Origin of the sequence: Rhizobium sp. BK377, from assembly GCF_014193935.1 — a bacterium.
In the GTDB taxonomy this organism is placed as follows: Bacteria; Pseudomonadota; Alphaproteobacteria; order Rhizobiales; family Rhizobiaceae; genus Rhizobium.
The window spans coordinates 411159-428179 of the sequence record NZ_JACIAC010000001.1; the positions used below are offsets into that span (position 1 = coordinate 411159).

17 protein-coding genes are annotated in these 17021 nt (G+C 60.4%); 14 read left to right on the plus strand and 3 right to left on the minus strand.

Annotated features, from left to right (window positions below; translation table 11 throughout):
- Positions 1-82 precede the first annotated feature (82 nt).
- Both rplM and rpsI read left to right on the plus strand, forming a co-directional pair.
- Positions 83-547, plus strand: a complete 465-nt coding sequence (gene rplM, locus FHT92_RS02045) for a 50S ribosomal protein L13 (RefSeq protein WP_113427559.1) — start codon at positions 83-85, stop codon at positions 545-547.
- Between the two features lie 3 nt (positions 548-550).
- On the plus strand, positions 551-1024 hold the full coding sequence (gene rpsI, locus FHT92_RS02050; protein WP_007819867.1) for a 30S ribosomal protein S9: 474 nt from the start codon (positions 551-553) through the stop codon (positions 1022-1024).
- 53 nt (positions 1025-1077) lie between these two features.
- Here the strand turns inward: rpsI and FHT92_RS02055 are convergent, their stop codons facing one another.
- A complete protein-coding gene (locus tag FHT92_RS02055; protein WP_183822186.1) occupies positions 1078-1455 on the minus strand; it encodes a VOC family protein in 378 nt (125 codons plus the stop codon).
- Positions 1456-1734: 279 nt separating this feature from the next.
- Here FHT92_RS02055 and cml point away from each other — a divergent pair, with 279 nt between their 5' ends.
- The 8 genes from cml to ubiA all read left to right on the plus strand — a co-directional run bounded on the left by cml (position 1735) and on the right by ubiA (position 9738).
- Entirely contained in the window at positions 1735-2922 is a 1188-nt protein-coding gene (gene cml, locus FHT92_RS02060; protein WP_210278330.1) for a CmlA/FloR family chloramphenicol efflux MFS transporter, read from the plus strand.
- Between the two features lie 105 nt (positions 2923-3027).
- Positions 3028-3396 carry an antibiotic biosynthesis monooxygenase gene (locus FHT92_RS02065; protein WP_183822188.1) on the plus strand — a complete coding sequence of 123 codons (369 nt, stop codon included), beginning with the start codon at positions 3028-3030 and terminating at the stop codon, positions 3394-3396.
- The gene (speB, locus tag FHT92_RS02070; protein ID WP_183822189.1) at positions 3386-4339 is read left to right on the plus strand and encodes an agmatinase; all 954 of its coding nucleotides are present in this window, start codon (positions 3386-3388) and stop codon (positions 4337-4339) included. The genes FHT92_RS02065 and speB overlap by 11 nt, the downstream gene beginning before the upstream one ends.
- 80 nt (positions 4340-4419) lie before the next feature.
- Complete coding sequence (argC, locus tag FHT92_RS02075) at positions 4420-5343, plus strand: N-acetyl-gamma-glutamyl-phosphate reductase (protein WP_183822191.1); 924 nt, start codon at positions 4420-4422, stop codon at positions 5341-5343.
- Between the two features lie 118 nt (positions 5344-5461).
- On the plus strand, positions 5462-6226 hold the full coding sequence (locus FHT92_RS02080) for a hypothetical protein (protein WP_183743941.1): 765 nt from the start codon (positions 5462-5464) through the stop codon (positions 6224-6226).
- Between the two features lie 218 nt (positions 6227-6444).
- Complete coding sequence (locus tag FHT92_RS02085; RefSeq protein WP_183822193.1) at positions 6445-8265, plus strand: ABC transporter ATP-binding protein; 1821 nt, start codon at positions 6445-6447, stop codon at positions 8263-8265.
- A gap of 98 nt (positions 8266-8363) precedes the next feature.
- Complete coding sequence (locus FHT92_RS02090; protein ID WP_183822195.1) at positions 8364-8717, plus strand: VOC family protein; 354 nt, start codon at positions 8364-8366, stop codon at positions 8715-8717.
- Positions 8718-8823: 106 nt separating this feature from the next.
- On the plus strand, positions 8824-9738 hold the full coding sequence (ubiA, locus tag FHT92_RS02095) for a 4-hydroxybenzoate octaprenyltransferase (RefSeq protein ID WP_183822197.1): 915 nt from the start codon (positions 8824-8826) through the stop codon (positions 9736-9738).
- 313 nt (positions 9739-10051) lie between these two features.
- Here ubiA and FHT92_RS02100 read toward each other — a convergent pair whose 3' ends face one another.
- Positions 10052-11155, minus strand: a complete 1104-nt coding sequence (locus tag FHT92_RS02100) for a COX15/CtaA family protein (protein WP_183822199.1) — start codon at positions 11153-11155, stop codon at positions 10052-10054.
- Between the two features lie 115 nt (positions 11156-11270).
- On the opposite strand from FHT92_RS02100, the gene FHT92_RS02105 reads away from it, so the two are divergent.
- Together FHT92_RS02105 and FHT92_RS02110 are read left to right on the plus strand one after the other, a co-directional pair.
- Positions 11271-11480, plus strand: coding sequence for a DUF2842 domain-containing protein (locus FHT92_RS02105; RefSeq protein WP_029616260.1), 210 nt, complete (start codon positions 11271-11273; stop codon positions 11478-11480).
- 122 nt (positions 11481-11602) lie between these two features.
- Complete coding sequence (locus tag FHT92_RS02110; protein ID WP_183822201.1) at positions 11603-12838, plus strand: GNAT family N-acetyltransferase; 1236 nt, start codon at positions 11603-11605, stop codon at positions 12836-12838.
- A 65-nt stretch (positions 12839-12903) separates the two neighbouring features.
- On the opposite strand, the gene FHT92_RS02115 is transcribed toward FHT92_RS02110, so the two are convergent.
- Positions 12904-15069, minus strand: a complete 2166-nt coding sequence (locus FHT92_RS02115; RefSeq protein WP_183822203.1) for a GumC family protein — start codon at positions 15067-15069, stop codon at positions 12904-12906.
- Between the two features lie 187 nt (positions 15070-15256).
- Between FHT92_RS02115 and FHT92_RS02120 the strand changes: the two genes are divergently transcribed.
- Entirely contained in the window at positions 15257-15832 is a 576-nt protein-coding gene (locus FHT92_RS02120) for a polysaccharide biosynthesis/export family protein (RefSeq protein WP_183743967.1), read from the plus strand.
- 3 nt (positions 15833-15835) lie between these two features.
- On the plus strand, positions 15836-17005 hold the full coding sequence (locus FHT92_RS02125) for a glycosyltransferase (RefSeq protein WP_183822205.1): 1170 nt from the start codon (positions 15836-15838) through the stop codon (positions 17003-17005).
- Positions 17006-17021 lie beyond the last annotated feature (16 nt).

The following is a 17021-nucleotide window of genomic DNA, read 5'->3' on the forward strand; positions in this document are numbered from 1 at the left end:
GGGCGTCTTTACAGTCATCCAACCAAGCAACAAGAAACGCCCCTCGCCCTCGGGCATGGGGATCCAAAAGAGAGTAACTACTATGGCAACCTTCTCCCAGAAGCCTGCAGAGGTGGAGAAGAAGTGGGTCGTCATCGACGCCGAAGGGCTGGTCGTTGGCCGTCTCGCTTCCGTTATCGCTATGCGTCTGCGTGGCAAGCACAAGGCAACTTTCACGCCTCACGTTGACGACGGCGACAATGTTATCGTCATCAACGCTGAAAAGGTCGTTTTCACCGGCAAGAAGTATTCCGACAAGGTTTACTACTGGCATACCGGTTATGCCGGCGGCATCAAGGAGCGTACCGCTCGCCAGATCATCGAAGGCCGCTTCCCGGAGCGCGTTCTCGAGAAGGCTGTTGAGCGCATGGTTCCGCGCGGCCCGCTCGGTCGTCGCCAGATGAAGAACCTGCGCGTTTACGCCGGCCCGAACCATCCCCACGAAGCACAGCAGCCGACCGTCCTCGACGTCGCAACGCTGAACAAGAAGAACGTAAGGAGCGCCTGATAAATGGCTGACCTCTCCTCCCTGAAGGATCTCGGCACGTCGTCTGAAGTAGCAGCTGCTGCTCCGGCTCACGTCCGCAAGGTCGACTCGCTTGGCCGCTCCTACGCAACCGGCAAGCGCAAGAACGCCGTTGCCCGCGTCTGGGTCAAGCCGGGCTCCGGCAAGATCATCGTCAACGGCAAGGAATTCGCAGAGTACTTCGCTCGTCCGGTTCTGCAGATGATCCTGCGCCAGCCGATCGTAGCTGCTGCCCGTGACGGCCAGTTCGACATCGTCGCAACCGTTGCCGGCGGCGGCCTCTCCGGCCAAGCCGGTGCCGTTCGCCACGGTCTGTCCAAGGCCCTCACCTACTTCGAACCGGGCCTGCGCTCGGTCCTGAAGAAGGGTGGCTTCCTGACCCGCGACAGCCGCGTCGTTGAACGTAAGAAGTACGGTAAGGCCAAGGCCCGTCGTTCGTTCCAGTTCTCGAAGCGTTAATCGCTTTCGGACATGCTTTCATGGAAAGGCCGGGGTTTCGCCCGGCCTTTTCTTTATTCCGGCTTGTTGAAGAAGGCTTCCAGCCGATATCCATCAGGATCGATGATGAAGGCGGCATAATAGAACTGGCTATAGTCCAGGCGGATACCCGGTGGGCCATTGTCCTCGCCACCATTTGCAAGTGCTGCGGCATAGAAGGCGTTGACGGCCTCCTCACTCGTGGCGACGAAGCAGAAATGCAGCCCCGAGCCGCGATCGGCCGGCACTGGGCGCTCCACTTCACTCACCCAGAAGGCAGGCCTCTCGGTGCCGTATCCCATCGTTCCGTCGAAATTCGACAGCCGTTCATAGCCGAGCGCCGCCAGTGCCGCATCGTAGAACTGGCGCGATCTATCGAGGCTTTTTACCCCGATTGAAATGTGGTCGAACATTGCCCGTGGCTCCTTCTGGTTTAGTCGGCGTAGCTTCTTGGAAGCAGTTTGCGAAGTCAACGCGCCACACTCACCTATTGTCGCCGGTACCGCTGGCTGCTAAAGCCACATCGGGCTTCAAACCGGACAAGACAGGACCTGACATGGGAGCCACCCCGTCCGCAGACAGATAGGCCGCAGCAACCTTTTGATGTTGTTGCGGCATCTGTCCGACCGATCCAGACTGCGATGAGAAGGCAGATCGCCGCCGGATGAACTCATTCGAGCGGATGAATAGCTATGCCTTCCCAAAACAGGAACTGGACTTGCTCCCTGCCGGCAGCACTGCTGCTTCTGGCACCCTTCGATATCCTGGCCTCGCTTGCCATGGACATCTATCTTCCTGTCGTCCCGACCATGCCTGAAGCACTCGGCACATCGGCGACAGTCGTTCAACTGACGCTCAGCCTCTACATGCTGATTCTCGGCGCCGGACAGATGCTCTTCGGCCCCCTATCGGACCGGATCGGCCGCCGTCCGGTGCTGCTTGGCGGCGCACTACTGTTTGCAGCCTCTTCGCTGCTGCTTGCAGGCACTTCATCAGCCGCATTGTTCGTCATGCTGCGTCTGCTTCAGGCGGCCGGCGCGTCAGCGGCACTCGTGGCGACCTTCGCAACCGTGCGCGATGTCTACGCAGCGAGGCCGGAAGGCGCCGTCATCTACAGCCTGCTTGGCGCGATCCTCTCCTTCGTGCCGGCGCTCGGACCGATCGCCGGCGCCGTGATTGCCGATCATGCCGGGTGGCGCGCCATCTTCCTGCTGCTCGGCGGACTGATGCTTGCGGCCATCTTCAATGCCCTGAAGGGTTGGCACGAAACGATGCCTGCGGCATCAGTCGCGGCAACGATCAGCATCCGTTCAATCCTGACGAATGCGCATTTCTGGACCTACACGACGGGCTTCAGCGCAGCGATGGGCGCCTTCTTCGTGTTCTTTTCCACTGCACCTCGCGTGCTGATCGACCATGCCGGCTTTTCCGGTCTCGCATTCAGCCTTTCCTTCGCCACGGCGGCAGCGGTGATGATCCTATCCGCACGCTTTGCCGGCCGCTTCGTCGCGCGATGGGGAATGGCCGGCAGCCTTGCCCACGGTATGGGCCTGCTTCTTGTCGGCGCGTTGCTCCTCGGCCTCGGCGAGGTGCTGCTTGCCCCCTCGTTCGCCAGCTTCGTCCTGCCGATGTGGGTGATCGCCGTCGGCATCGTGCTGACGACTGCAGTCACGGCAAACGGGGCGCTGGCGGCCTTTGGCCAAACAGCCGGAACGGCAGTCGCACTCTACTTCTGTGTCGAGAGCCTGATCGTCGGCTGCATCGGCACGCTCTTCGTGCTGCTGTTGGATGGGAATACCGCATGGCCACTCGCCGGCTATTGCACGGTAATGGGTATTATCACCCTGTTTGTTCTATGGCGCATCCGCGCTCGCGGCTGATGCCAAAAGGCGGCGGAGAAGATCCGCTGCCCGGCTTGAAATGTGATTCCTTGAAATCTGCAGGAAGCTTGCCTACCCCTTCCTGCAGAGACAAGGAATCCGACTATGCCCTCTGCCAAACCCTCACCTTTCGCCGCCACTCCCGAGCCACCCTATTACGTCGTGACCTTCTCGTCCGTTCGTACCGAGGGCGATAATGGCTATGGCGCAATGGCAGACCGGATGGCCGAGCTCGCGCTGCAGCAGCCGGGCTGTCTGGGGGCCGAAAGCGCGCGGGATGCCGATGGCTTCGGCATCACCAATTCCTACTGGGCTGACGAGGAAAGCCTGAAGGCCTGGAAGCAGGTCGCGAGCCACCTCGCCGCCCAGCGCCTCGGTCGTGAGCGCTGGTACAAGCAATATAAGGTTCGCATTGCGCGGGTAGAACGCGCTTACGAATTTATCGCAGAGGAAGGAGCCTCCCATGGCGAATAAGACGATCGACCATGCCTTCACGGCGCAGAGCCTGACATCGGCCGCTTCCGATCCGACCTTTGCCGGCGCGCTTTCCTTCATGCGCCGTCGCTTCACCAAGGATGTGGCAGGGGCCGATGCCGTCGTCTGGGGCATTCCCTTCGATGCCGCAACCTCCAACCGGCCGGGCACGCGTTTCGGGCCGCAGGCGATCCGCCGGGCGTCGGCGATCTTCGACAACGATCCGCAATATCCGTTTCAGCGCGATCTCTTCGCCGAAATGGCCGTCATCGACTACGGCGACTGCCTGCTCGACTACGGCAATCATCAGGATACGCCTGCAGCCATAGAGCGGCAGGCGAGCGCCATTCTCGACAGCGGCGCCTTCCTGCTCACCCTCGGCGGCGATCATTACGTCACCTGGCCGCTGCTGAAGGCGCATGTCGATCGCCACGGCCCGCTGGCGCTCGTGCAGTTCGACGCGCATCAGGACACGTGGCTGGACGACGAGCGCCGTATCGACCACGGCTCCTTCGTCGCCCGTGCGGCCCGCGCCGGCCTCATCGATCCTGACCGCTCGATCCAGATCGGCATTCGTACGCATGCGCCAGAAGATTTCGGCATCCACCTGGTTTACGGCCATCAAGTTGAAGAGATGAGCGCATCGGATATCGCGTCGATGATCATCTCGCACACGAAGGGTTCGCCCGCCTATCTAACCTTCGATATCGACTGCCTGGACCCGGCCTTTGCGCCCGGCACCGGCACGCCTGTTGCCGGCGGCCCGTCCAGCGCGAAGATCCTCTCCGTGCTGCAGCGGCTGAAACAGCTCGATATCCGCGGCGCCGACGTCGTCGAAGTCTCTCCGCCCTATGACCATGCCGATATCACCGCCATTGCAGGGGCGACGGTCGCAATGTATATGCTGGGCCTCCACGCCGAACGGCGCGCGACGGTGGGATAACCGCTGTTATCAAATTGATTCAACTTCATGGCAAATTGATTCCGGAAACAATCCGAACCCACTGAAAGTGCAGGATAATCATGGCAGCAAAGATCTTCATCGATGGCGAGGCTGGAACGACGGGTCTGCAGATCCGCGAGCGTCTGGCGGAGCGCCGCGATCTTGAGCTGCTGTCGATCCCGACCGAAAGCCGCAAGGACAAGGCGGTGCGTGCTGCCTTGCTCAACGAGGCCGATATTGCCATCCTCTGCCTGCCTGACGACGCCGCCAAGGAAAGCGTCAGCCTGATCGAGAACGACCGGACGAAGGTGATCGACGCTTCGACCGCGCATCGCGTCGCCGAAGGCTGGGCCTATGGCTTCCCGGAAATGAGCAAGGAGCAGGCTGCTATCATCGCCTCGGCCAAGCGTGTCGCCAATCCCGGCTGCTGGCCGCAGGGTCCGATCGCCACGCTGCGCCCGCTGATCGAAGCCGGCCTCATACCGGCCGATTTTCCGGTCACGGTCAACGGCATTTCCGGTTATACTGGCGGCGGCCGTACGATGATCGAGGATTACGTCGCCAAGGGCGAGGATGCGCCCGAATACATGCCCTATGGCCTGAGCTTCAAGCACAAGCACCTTCCCGAACTGCAACGCTATGCCAAGCTCGGACGCGTACCGTTCTTTCAGCCGGTCGTCGGCAATTTCGCGCAGGGCATGGTGGTCACCGTTCCGCTGCAGCTGTCGCATCTGCCCAAAGTGCCGAAAGGTGCTGACCTGCATGCCGCTATCGCCGACTATTATGCCGGCATCAAGGGTTTCGTGGAGGTCGCCCCCTTGGAGGCGTCGGAGCGCACGCCGGAACTCAACCCGGAAATCTACAACAATACCAATCGCATGCGCCTGCACGTTTTTGCCAATGACGACATCGCGCAGGCGCTGCTTGTCGCCGTCTACGACAATCTCGGCAAGGGCGCCTCGGGTGCCGCTGTGCAGAACATGGATTTGATGCTGGGCGTGTAACGCCCGGCAATTGCCTGATGTCTTGCGGCATGCCTGTCTTCAACAGTGTTCTTCGCTAACCCCGATACGATTGCCCGCCTGTTGTGAAAGCCGTACACTCCCTTCCGAGGGGAGACAAATGGCGTCGGTTCTGATCGGCATTGCCATTATTGGAGGCACGACCGCAACAGTGCTTGCGGCCTATTACTTCATGTATCTGCTCATGGGCGGTGACCCGGGCGGGCGCGACAGGGAGCTGGCGAGTTCAGTCATTACCCGCATCGCCAGCCTGCATGCCCTCATTCTTGCCCTCGTTTTCGCGCAGGAGATGATCGAATACCAGGCGCTGCGGACGGAAAGCGCAGTGGAAAGCAATGCGGTCGGCGATGTCTTCTATGATGCCGAGCGCTATGGGCCGGAAGCGCAGGCGCCAATCCAGAAGGCGCTGAAAGACTATGTCCGCATCGTCATCGAGCAGGAATGGAACGAGCTCGGGCGCACCGGCGAGCTCTCTTCGGCGGCCTGGGATCAATGGAACATCGCTTATCTGAAAATTCTCGAACTGGCTCCCGTCAACGCCAAGCAGGAGAGTCTGCGCAGCCACATGCTCGAGGAAATCCATATGATCTCGGAATCCCGTGACCGGCGGGAAAACAGCGGCACCGACTCTATCAGCCTGATCTTCTGGTTTGCCGCGGTTTCGGGTGTGATCTTCACCGCCATCGGCTACTACCCTTACGCACCCGACAGCCGAAACCTGCTGCTGCTATCGATCTTCGGCATCTTTACCGGCATCATCCTCTTCTTCATTTACGCCTTCTCCAATCCCTACAGCCCGCCCGCCACGTTGTTTCCGACGGCTTTCGAGCGCTTGCAGGAGGAAATCAGCGGGCCGGATCCGTAAGGGGAATGCTCCGAAGACCAGACCTGAGCCTATCGCCATCATACGTCATAGCAAAAGACTATCGCCTTTCGCGGCGTTTTGCGGTAAAAGCGGCATGCTACCAGCAAGGCCGTGCTGCTTGAAAGGCACAGCCCCTGTTCCACGCCGATGGGAGGCACTGATGAAAACGATCCTGAGCAACCAGAAAAACAAGATCAACACTCAGGATATTCGTGTTCATGTCCAGTTTGCTTTCACGCGCGAGGAAAAACCCGCCGCATCTTAACCGTAGCACCCCAACAGCATCGCAATCCTACAAAAGGCGCCAATTGCGCCTGCGCAAATTCTTGTCCTATTTCCGGCCGCATCTCCCGCTGCTTATGGCCGATATTGCCTGCGCCATCGTCGTCGCCGCCGCCGCGGTAGCCTTGCCTCTCTGCGCCAACATCATCATAAGTCATCTCATAGCGCTCACCGATACGGCTTCGGCTTATTGGCAGATCCTCGGCATGGGCGGCGTCATGCTAGCCATCGTGGCGATCGAGACCGCGGCCATCTTCTTCGTCGATTATCGCGGCCACATGATGGGCGCGCATATCGAGGCGCATATCCGACAGGAACTGTTCGATCATTGCCAGAAGCTCTCCTTCGGCTTCTACGACCGGCACCGCACCGGCCAGTTGATGAGCCGTATCGTCGGCGATTCCTTCTGGCTCGGCGAACTTTTCCACCATGGGCCGGAAGACCTGCTGATCGCCGTTCTCAAATATAGCGGGGCGATGGCAGTCCTGTTCTTCATCGATCCGCAGCTTGCCCTTCTGATCCTCCTGCTAACACCTTTTGCCGTGGCTTATGCGCTGCATTTCAACCGGCGCATGAGTCGCGCCCTCGAAGCGAGCAAACAGGAGATCGCTGCCGTCAACGAAAGGGTCGAGGATGCTTTGGCCGGCATCCGTGTCGTCCAGTCGTTCGCCAACGAGGATCTGGAGCGGAAGCGCTTTGCTGTCCTGAACAGGCGTTTCCTTCGGAGCCGCGCTGATGGCTACCGCAGCGAAGCCTGGTTCTCCGCCGGCGCCGAGACTTTCGCCCAGATCATCACGCTTCTGGTCGTCATCCTCGGCGGGTTGCGTATCCTTGCTGCGGAGCTCACCATTGCCGATCTCCTGACCTTCCTGCTCTGCGTCGGGGTCCTCGTCGATCCAGTCAAGCGTATGGCCAATCTCGCCCGGCTTTGGCAGGAAGGCTATACGGGTTTCGTGCGGGCGATGGAGATCCTGGAAATCGATCCTGACGTGGTGGATCGTCCCTCGGCCCGGCTAATGAGTAACCCGAAAGGAGAGATCCGGCTTTCGAACGTCGATTTCAGTTATGAGGACGGGGCGGAGGTGCTCAGCAATCTGTCGCTGACGATCCGGCCTGGTGAATTCGTCGCGCTCGTCGGCCCGTCCGGTGTGGGCAAAAGCACGCTCTGCGCGCTGCTTCCCCGCTTCTATGACGTCACCGGCGGTTCGATCGAAATCGATGGCACCGATATCCGCGACGTGACGCTCGCCTCGCTGCGCCGGCACCTCGGCGTGGTGCAGCAGGATGTCTATCTCTTCGCCGGGACCGTGGCGGACAACCTGCGCTACGGCCGACCGGATGCGACAGACGAAGAGGTGGAAGCCGCCGCCCGCGCAGCCCATGCCCATGATTTCATCATGGCATTGCCGCAGGGCTACCAGACCGATATCGGCCAACGCGGCGTAAAGCTGTCGGGCGGGCAGCGCCAGCGGCTGACGATCGCTCGCGCCTTCCTCAAGAACCCTGCCATCCTCATCTTCGATGAGGCGACGAGCGCGCTCGACAATGAAAGCGAGCGCGCCGTGCAGCAGGCATTCCTGACGCTTGCCAAGGGGCGAACGACACTCGTCATCGCGCATCGCCTTTCAACGATCCGACACGCCGACCGTATTCTGGTGCTTACTGGCGACGGTATCGTCGAAGAAGGCAATCATGACAAGCTGATGGAGAGTGGCGGTATCTATGCCAGCCTCTATGGACTGCAGGCGAGCATCTGAGGTCAGATGAACTACGACATGCGGAACAGTTCCCCAGACAGGGCCTGAACTGTTCCGCAGATCGACCAAGTCTTATTCTTTTCCAGGGAGGAACATCCATGACAGTATTGCGCATCGTCCCGAATATCGCCGCCGCTTCCATTGAAGAGGTGCGCAACTTCTATGCCGAGCTGTTCGATCTCGACATCGTAATGGATCATGGCTGGATCGTCACTCTTGCATCCGACAGGCGAGCAATCGCCCAGATCGGAATCGCGACGGAGGGCGGATCGGGAACCGCAGTGCCCCACATTTCGATCGAGGTCGACGATGTGGACGAGGTCCATCAGCGCGCTATGACGGGCGGACACCAGATCGTCTACGGGCCGGCCGACGAGCCCTGGGGGGTGCGACGCTTCTTTATTCGCGACCCCACCGGCAAGCTGCTGAACATCCTCTCTCACGCAGGCTAATCGGCTCCGTCAGCCGCAGGGACGACCATTGCAGCGGCTGCGAAAACCTCTACTCTGCGAAATAATTGCTTTCATTGAAAATTTTCGAAAACAAGCGGATCACGCCATGAGCACATTAGACCGCCCGGATTTGAGCGATATTCATCAGGGTGACTGGGTGGACCGGCTGTTGCCGGGCCCATGGCGACCTTATACGAGGCTCGCGCGGCTCGATCGTCCGGTCGGAATATGGCTGACGCAGTTTCCATGCTGGGCGGCGCTGTTTCAGGCCGCACATGGCCTGCCCGATATCCGGCAGCTCGCCGTCTTCACGCTCGGCGCCCTGCTGATGCGAAGCGCCGGCTCCACGATCAACGATATCGCCGACCGGAAATTTGACGGCCATGTCGAGCGAACCCGTTTTCGGCCTCTGGCGAGCGGCCAGATCGGCGTGGGTCAGGCAATGACCTTTTTGGCCATCGAGCTCACCCTGGCGGCGTCTCTTCTCTTGTTTCTGACACCCTATACGCGGCTGGTTGCCCTATTCGTTCTGCCGCTTGTCTTCGTCTACCCGCTCTGCAAGCGCTTCACTCATTGGCCGCAAGCAGTGCTTGGCGCAGCGTTCAACTGGGGCATGCTCATGGCCTGGGCCGAAATTGGCGGCCACATTCCTGCCGGAGCCGTGCTTATGTGGGCTGGAGCTATCGCGTGGCAGATTGGCTACGATACAGTCTATGCCTATGTCGACGTGAAAGACGACAGAAGCCTTGGCCTGAAATCGACCGCGATCCTGTTCGGCCGGCATGGGAAGCTCATGATTGGCCTGTTCTACGCTTTGACGATCGCCGCATGGTCGCTCGGAGGCTGGCTGTCGGGCATGTCCCTGCCCTATGCGTTCGGAATGCTAGTCATCGTCGCGCACCTTATCTGGCAGACCTGGCGGATAGACCTTGCACGACCGGAAGTGAATTACCGCCTGTTCCTGGCAAACATCCTGACCGGGCTATTGCTGGCAGCCTCGGCCTTTGCCGGAACCTGGTGAGCCATATTGGCTCAATAAGAGCAGGGCCGATTATCACTGGGACGGAAACCACCGGCGCAAGCCGGGTTCAGGGAGGTATCCTCACCATAGTCGTAGCTCCCCGTTGATGTGCAGCCCGAAGCGATCGCGGAAAGCGTGATCAGAGCGCCGGCCATCACGAATGCGCGAAATCCTTTCATGTGAACATCCCCCTTCATAGGATCGCCCGCCACGCTGGCAATCTAGCATGTCACGGCAAATCCATGCGAGGGCTTATCGCATTGATCCCATTCACTCTTCCGCGAGTCGGGGTAGAAGGACGCCGCTGCCCTACTCAATCGCGCTCGGCGATAATAGTGGCACGGGGATATTCGCCGTAATAGCCGCGCCAGTTGGCGACGGCGAAACCGAACACCACCAACGCACCTGCCTGATGCAGCAGGCCCCAGTGCAGCGGCACCTCGAGCAGGAGCGTGGTGATGCCAATTGCCGCCTGGATCGTGACGAGCGCGAAGAGCACCACGGCCCGGCGTGCATGAGTGGTCGAAGATGCGGCGCGCAGTGCGATTACCATGTTCATGAGCGCCAGTGCAAAGAGCGTGTAGGCGCCGAGGCGATGGATGAACTGCACCGTCTTCGGGTTTTCGAAGAGATTGATCCAGAAGGGCTGTTGAATGAAGAGATCGCCGGGCACGACGGCGCCGTCCATCAGCGGCCAGGTATTGTAGGTGAAGCCGGCATCGAGGCCGGCGACCAGTGCGCCGAGGTAGATCTGGAAGAGCGAGAAGATGGCGATCGCCGCCGCCCAGCGGTGGGAATTCTTTGTCGGGGCCAGATCGCCGGAATGCGGTGAGAGCCCGCGCATGATCCACATGCAGGAGGCGAAGATCAGGCAGGCCATGACGAGATGGGTGGCAAGCCGGTACTGGCTGACATCCGTGCGCATAGAAAGGCCGGAGGAGACCATCCACCAGCCGATGAAGCCCTGCAGGCCGCCGAGCGCCAGGATGCCTGTAAGCGGCCAGCGCAGGCGTTTCTCGATCCTGCCCGTCACCCAGAAAAAGATGAGCGGCAGCGCGAAGATCACGCCGATGCCGCGTGCGATCAGCCGGTGCGCCCACTCCCACCAAAAGATGTTCTTGAATTGATCGACCGTCATGTCGCTGTTCAGCTGCTGGAACTCGGGAATGCGCTGGTAGAGCTTGAATTCCTCTTGCCATTCGGCAGCATTCAGCGGCGGGATGACGCCATGGATCGGCTTCCATTCGGTGATGGATAGGCCGGAATTGGTGAGCCGCGTAGCACCCCCCACAAGCACCAGACAGAAGAGCGCCAAGAGCACGAAGCCCAGCCAGATGCGAACGGCGCGGCGATTGTTGTCCTGCCTGCGCACTTCAGTGCGGATCGCCTGCTCCGGGCTGAGGTTCGCGACGGCCATGATCTCTCCTTTTATCCGGCAGTTGATTTGCCCCACCGGCTGATGCAAAACAACCCCCGAACCTTTGCGGCATGCCGTCGCGCCGGTTCAATCCCATTCGTTCGAAAGCTATACGATGCCCATCCGCCTTCGCAAATTCATTGGCACGATCCTGATCATCATCCTCGTGCTTTTCTATGCGATTGTGGCGAATACCATCGCAGTCGCTACACTCGGCAACGCGCCTTGGTGGGGGCATCTGCTTTACTTCGCACTGACCGGCCTGCTCTGGGTGCTGCCGGCCATGGTCATCATCAAGTGGATGGCAGGTCCTAAGCAGCAATAGTCGATTAACGGCAGAATAACCCTGATCTGCGGAAAACCCCAACCGCCGGCTGCAGTTAAACCAATTATATGTCTTTGGCGCTCTAGCTTCCCCTTCAGAAACTTCCTGACTGGAGAAGCTCCGTGCAGACGCAGAGGCACGATATTCCTGAGCAATCGTTCAACGCTGCAGCGCAAGCCGAAGCCGACATTTCGCGGCTGCGACAGCTGAGCGTGAAACTCGCCATGGCCGAACTCGAGATCGAGCTTTTCGATGCGATGGAGCCTCTCGAGGCAGAATGGCGCATGCTGGAACGCGACAATATTTCCTCGTTGCATCAGAGCTACGACTGGTGCACGGCCTGGGTGACAGCCTTCCGCCGGCCGCTCGCCATCCTGCGCGGCAGGTGCGGAACTCATACCGCCTTCATCCTGCCGGTAGAGATCGTAAGGTTCCACGGCATGCGGATCGCCAAATTCATCGGCGCCGATCATAGCAACATCAACACCGGCCTCGTCTCTGACGCCTTTGCCGAAGACAGCGGCTCGCTGGACGGGCACCAGCTTGCCGCTCGTCTTCGTACCGCACTCGCCGGCAAGGCCGACCTGCTTCTTTTACAGAATATTCCACTGGAATGGCGTAGCCGCCGCAACATCCTTGCCGGCCTGCCGACGGTGCAGAACCAGAACCACGCCTATCAGCTGCCGCTCCTCGATACGTTCGACAAGACGCTGCAACAGTTGAACGCCAAGAGCCGGCGCAAGAAATTCCGCGCGCAGAGCCGGCGGCTGGAGACGATCGGCGGCTTCGACTATATCGTGCCGGAAGCGTCTTCGGAGCAACACGAACTGCTCGACACGTTCTTCCGCCTGAAAAGCGCCCGCTTCGCCTCACTCGGTCTGCCCGACGTCTTTGCTGACACGCAAACCAAGGCCTTCCTGCACGGCCTGGTCGACAAGCGAAATGGTGATTATTTCGGCCTGCAGATGCGCGCCCTGCGCCTGAAGGGCGATTATGAGGGACGCATTGCCGCGCTGTCGGGAATTTCCCGCAAGGGCGATCATGTCATCTGCCAGTTCGGCGCGATCGACGAGGATCTGGCTGTCGATATGAGCCCCGGCGAATTCCTCTTCTGGCAAATGATATCGAGCCTGCACGGCAAGGGAGTGGCACTCTTCGATTTCGGCCTCGGCGATCAGACCTACAAGCGCTCCTGGGCACCGGTCGAAACCGACCATCACGATGTGGTTCTGCCGATCTCCGGCATCGGCATCTCAGCCGGCACGCTGCACCGGGCGATCACCCGTGGCAAGGCCTTCATCAAGGCCCGCCCCGGTCTTTACAAATTCGCCCAGAACATCCGGGCGAAGGTCGGGTAAGCATGTCACGCAAAAGTGTGCAGCGGTTTTGCGACAATGACATGCGTAAAACAAAGATTTAAAGATCAGGCGGCGTGACGTGCGGGGCTGCGCATGACAGCCTCCTCGCCGCCCGACATCAGGACGACGCGTTCGTAGCCGGCGCTCTGGAAATCCTGCATCAGACCAACGAAAGCAGCCTCATCGATTTCGGGGAGCGACAGGACGATCTCGATTTCCTTGCTGCGCGTCAGCCGCGAAACCCCGGCGACATCGGCCGCACCGCATTCGACAATGACAATATCATAGGCCGAAGTCAGCGCATCGAGCAGCAGCGAAAGCCTGTCGACGCCCCGCATGGCGCGGCGCACATCGCTCACACCTTGCGGGATCACATGCGCATCGGACATCCGGTCGCCATGGATCGTCTCGCCGAAGGCTGCCTCGCCGCAGAGAAGATCGGTAACGCCCAGCGCTTCGGGATTCTCCGCCATCAGTTCGCTCGGATAACCGCTGCCGGTCATGTCGATCAGGATCACGCGGCGTCCGGTATCGGCGAGCACACGCGCCAGGGCAACGGTTGCGGCCGAGCCGTTGTCACCACTTGGAGATATGGAGACGGCAAGCGGGGCGCGGCAGTCGGTCAGATAGCTCGCGACGGACGAAACGGAGAATTCGTTGTCGTCGGCAGGCGCTTCCTCTGCCCGCTCGACCTTCGACTCCTCCTCATCATCCACGACGGCGGTCAGCATGCTCGGCTTGGCGAGTTTCGAAGCGGGAGCGGGCGCTGCTTCGCCCTGCCCTTCCTCCTCGACCATCTCCTCTATATTCGTGGCCTCGACATTGGTGGCCCCGACAGGGCGCAGCGCACGACCGCTGAAGAGTTCGGAGAGCATGATGACGATCGCGCTCAGGACGAGCGTCGCGACGGCAGCGACCACGACGATCGGCACGACTTTCGGGAAATAAGGATCGACCTGCTCGATCGCCTTCGAAACAATGCGCGCGTCCGCCGGGCTGGAATTGCGATCGGCACGGGAAGCAGCTTCGCGGTAACGAACGAGATAGGTTTCGAGCAGCTGGCGCTGGGCATTCGCCTCACGCTCCAGTGCATTGAGACCCACTGCGTCCTCGCCCGCCCTGGCGCTGTTGGCTTGCAGCGTATCGGATTGCTGCTCCAGTTCCTTGGCGCGCAGATCGGCGACCTTCGTTTCGTTCTCGATGCTGGCGAGGATCTTCTGCGTTTCCTGCCGGATCTGCGTGCGGATGTCGGCAAGCTGGGCACGCAGGCTCTTCAGCCGCGGATGATTGTTGAGCAGGCTCGTCTGCAGGTCCGATATCTGCGACTGCAGGCCGGATTCGGTTGCCTTCAGCCGCTGGATCGACTGCGACGACATAATATCACCAAGCGTATCGGAGGCTTCGCCTGAAGACAGCGCATTGCGCACGGCCTGCGCCCTCGCCTCGGCATTCGCCCTGTCGGTGCGCACGCGGGTCAGCTCGACGGAGATGTCGTTGAGTTGTTGGGCGGTAAAGGTCGTGGTGCCGTTGGTCTGTAGCAGGCCGTGGGTGGTGCGGTAATCGGCGACCTTCTTCTCGGCCTCGCTCACCTTCTGGCGCAGGCTGTCGATCTCCGGCTCGAGCCAGCGGGTGGCCTCCGTGTTGGAAGCGAGCTTGGCGCCGCTCTGGATTGTCAGATAGACCTGCGCCATGGCGTTCGGAATGCTTGCCGCAAGCTTCGGGTCCTTGGAGGTGAAGGTGATGCCGATGACGCGCGAGCCTGGCACCTGATAGACTTGCAGGCGCTGCGTAAAGGCGTCGATGACACGCTCTTCCGGCGGATTTTCCAGCGGGTTTTTCTTCAGGTGCAGCGCCACGAGAATATCGCCGAGCGCGGAGCCGTTTGCCGCGGCATCGAATTCCGGCAGATTATAGAGCTTCAGATTGTTGATGACCTGCTTGATGAGGTCCGCCGACTGCAGAATCTGCACCTGGCTCGAGATATTCAACTCGTCGAGCAGTGGTCCGGCACTGGCGTCGTTCGTTTGTGTACTGGCGAATGCGGGAGCGCGCGGCTCGATGAGGAGGCGCGTCTCGCTGCGATATTGCGGCGAAACTATCTTGGCGCCGGCAAAAGCGACAGCCGCACCCAATGCGGTGATCGTCAATATTCTCAGTCGGCGGGCCCAGACCGCGCGCGCAAGCTGGCCGAGGTCGATGTCCACATCCTGATCACTCGCTACGCGGGACATACTTGTTACTCCAATACGAACTGCCGCAAGCGTAAACGACCATGGTAACTCAACGGTTAATGGCAATTCCCTCGCAAACGAGGTGCATTTGACAAAAGGATTTGCGGAAATCGGCTGATTTTTACCGGGCATTAACCCTAATAGATCGATAACGGCTCGACCGAATTATCTTCCTGTGAGCAAGCGGATGCCCTTCGTCCAGCCCAAGACCTTAATGGCTATGAGCCTCGCCGCCATGATGGCTGCATTGGGCGGCTGCACCACCTATCGGCCAGCACCGAAGGCCTTCAACCAGGCGACGATCCAGCCCTATTCGCTCGATAGTGGCGACCGCCTGCGCATCACCGTCTTCGACCAGCCGACGCTGACCAATACCTACACGGTGGATCAGGCGGGCTATATCGCATTCCCCCTTATCGGCCAGGTCCCTGCCCGCGGCCGCACCTTGCAGCAGCTTTCCGGCCAGATCGCGCAGAAGCTGCAGCAAGGGTATCTTCGGGATCCCGATGTCACGATCGATGTCGACCGCTATCGCTCCGTCTACATCATGGGCGAGGTCGGCCAGCCCGGCCAATATGCCTATGTCCCCGGCATGACCGTGCAGAACGCCATCGCAGTTGCCGGCGGCTTCACCAGCCGCGCCAACCAGAGCATGGTCGACGTCACGCGCAAGATCAACGGACAGGTGCTGACCGGCCGCGTCAATATTTCCGGCCCGATCATCGCCGGTGACACGATCTATGTTCGTGAACGGCTCTTCTAGCCGATGGCAGAGCAGAGGCCCCTCCGCATTCTTCACTGCTTCCGGTCGCCGGTCGGCGGAATTTTCCGCCATGTTCGCGACCTGGTGGAGGAGCACAGCCGGGCGGGCCACGAAATCGGCATCATCTGCGACAGCTCGACCGGCGGCGAATATGAAGATCGTCTCTTCGACGATATCCGTCCTTTTCTTTCACTCGGACTGACGCGCATTCCGATTCGGCGCTCCATCAGTCCGGCTGATGCCAAAGTACTCTGGAATACATTCAAGGAAATCAGGAGCTTGCGGCCGGATGTGCTGCATGGGCACGGCGCCAAGGGCGGTGTGCTTGCGCGGCTTGCCGGCTCAGCCCTGCGGGTCAACAGGTATCGCGTAGCCCGCCTCTATACCGCCCATGGCGGAAGCCTGCATTATTCCCGCGCCTCCATGCTCGGCCAGTTCGTGCTGCGCATGGAGCGGCTGCAGGAATATTTTACCGATGCGCTGGTCTTCATCTGTGAATACGAGCGACAAACCTATGCGACCAAGGTGGGCCGGCCCCGGGTCACGAACCGGCTGATCTATAACGGCATCGGGGCGCGGGATTTTTCCGATATTCCGACCCGCTCCGATGCCGTGCATTTCATCTATGTCGGCATGCTGCGCGACCTGAAGGGTCCCGATATCTTCATCGATGCGTTCGCCAAGACCGAGCGCCTGCTCGGTCGCCCACTTTCGGCGCTGATGATCGGCGACGGCCCGGACCGCGACCGTTATCGCGAGATGATGGTGGAGCGCGGCCTCGGCAAGCGCATCGGCATGCTGCCGGCCATGCGCGTGAAGGATGCTTTCTCCATGGCGCAGCACCTCGTCGTTCCATCCCGCGCCGAAGCCATGCCCTATATCGTTCTGGAAGGGCTCGGCGCCGGAAAGACCGTCATCGCCTCGCGCGTCGGCGGCATTCCGGAGGTGCTCGGGGCGGATAGTCGCGCACTGGTGACACCGGGAGATTCCGATGATCTGGCGCGGGTGATGGCGGAAGCGCTTACGGTGCCCGGCTGGCACGACAAGGTCATGCCCTCTCCTGATGCGGTCAAATCGATCTTTTCCGCGTCGGTCATGGCAGGCGAAGTGCTGAAACTCTATGGCGAACTCGTTAATCCCGCTGCGGCACAGGCGATCCCGGCCGCCTCGTAAATGTTTCTTAGGGGCT

Excerpts from the sequence above, each read along its gene's own strand:
- rpsI (WP_007819867.1), top strand. The coding sequence starts at position 551 with ATGGCTGACCTCTCCTCCCTGAAGGATCTCGGCACGTCGTCTGAAGTA.
- speB (WP_183822189.1), top strand. The coding sequence starts at position 3,386 with ATGGCGAATAAGACGATCGACCATGCCTTCACGGCGCAGAGCCTGACA.
- FHT92_RS02055 (WP_183822186.1), bottom strand. The coding sequence starts at position 1,455 with ATGTTCGACCACATTTCAATCGGGGTAAAAAGCCTCGATAGATCGCGC.
- cml (WP_210278330.1), top strand. The coding sequence starts at position 1,735 with ATGCCTTCCCAAAACAGGAACTGGACTTGCTCCCTGCCGGCAGCACTG.
- FHT92_RS02085 (WP_183822193.1), top strand. The coding sequence starts at position 6,445 with ATGTCCAGTTTGCTTTCACGCGCGAGGAAAAACCCGCCGCATCTTAAC.
- FHT92_RS02120 (WP_183743967.1), top strand. The coding sequence starts at position 15,257 with ATGCCCTTCGTCCAGCCCAAGACCTTAATGGCTATGAGCCTCGCCGCC.
- rplM (WP_113427559.1), top strand. The coding sequence starts at position 83 with ATGGCAACCTTCTCCCAGAAGCCTGCAGAGGTGGAGAAGAAGTGGGTC.
- FHT92_RS02100 (WP_183822199.1), bottom strand. The coding sequence starts at position 11,155 with ATGGCCGTCGCGAACCTCAGCCCGGAGCAGGCGATCCGCACTGAAGTG.
- argC (WP_183822191.1), top strand. The coding sequence starts at position 4,420 with ATGGCAGCAAAGATCTTCATCGATGGCGAGGCTGGAACGACGGGTCTG.
- FHT92_RS02115 (WP_183822203.1), bottom strand. The coding sequence starts at position 15,069 with ATGTCCCGCGTAGCGAGTGATCAGGATGTGGACATCGACCTCGGCCAG.
- FHT92_RS02125 (WP_183822205.1), top strand. The coding sequence starts at position 15,836 with ATGGCAGAGCAGAGGCCCCTCCGCATTCTTCACTGCTTCCGGTCGCCG.
- FHT92_RS02080 (WP_183743941.1), top strand. The coding sequence starts at position 5,462 with ATGGCGTCGGTTCTGATCGGCATTGCCATTATTGGAGGCACGACCGCA.
- FHT92_RS02065 (WP_183822188.1), top strand. The coding sequence starts at position 3,028 with ATGCCCTCTGCCAAACCCTCACCTTTCGCCGCCACTCCCGAGCCACCC.
- FHT92_RS02090 (WP_183822195.1), top strand. The coding sequence starts at position 8,364 with ATGACAGTATTGCGCATCGTCCCGAATATCGCCGCCGCTTCCATTGAA.
- FHT92_RS02105 (WP_029616260.1), top strand. The coding sequence starts at position 11,271 with ATGCCCATCCGCCTTCGCAAATTCATTGGCACGATCCTGATCATCATC.
- ubiA (WP_183822197.1), top strand. The coding sequence starts at position 8,824 with ATGAGCACATTAGACCGCCCGGATTTGAGCGATATTCATCAGGGTGAC.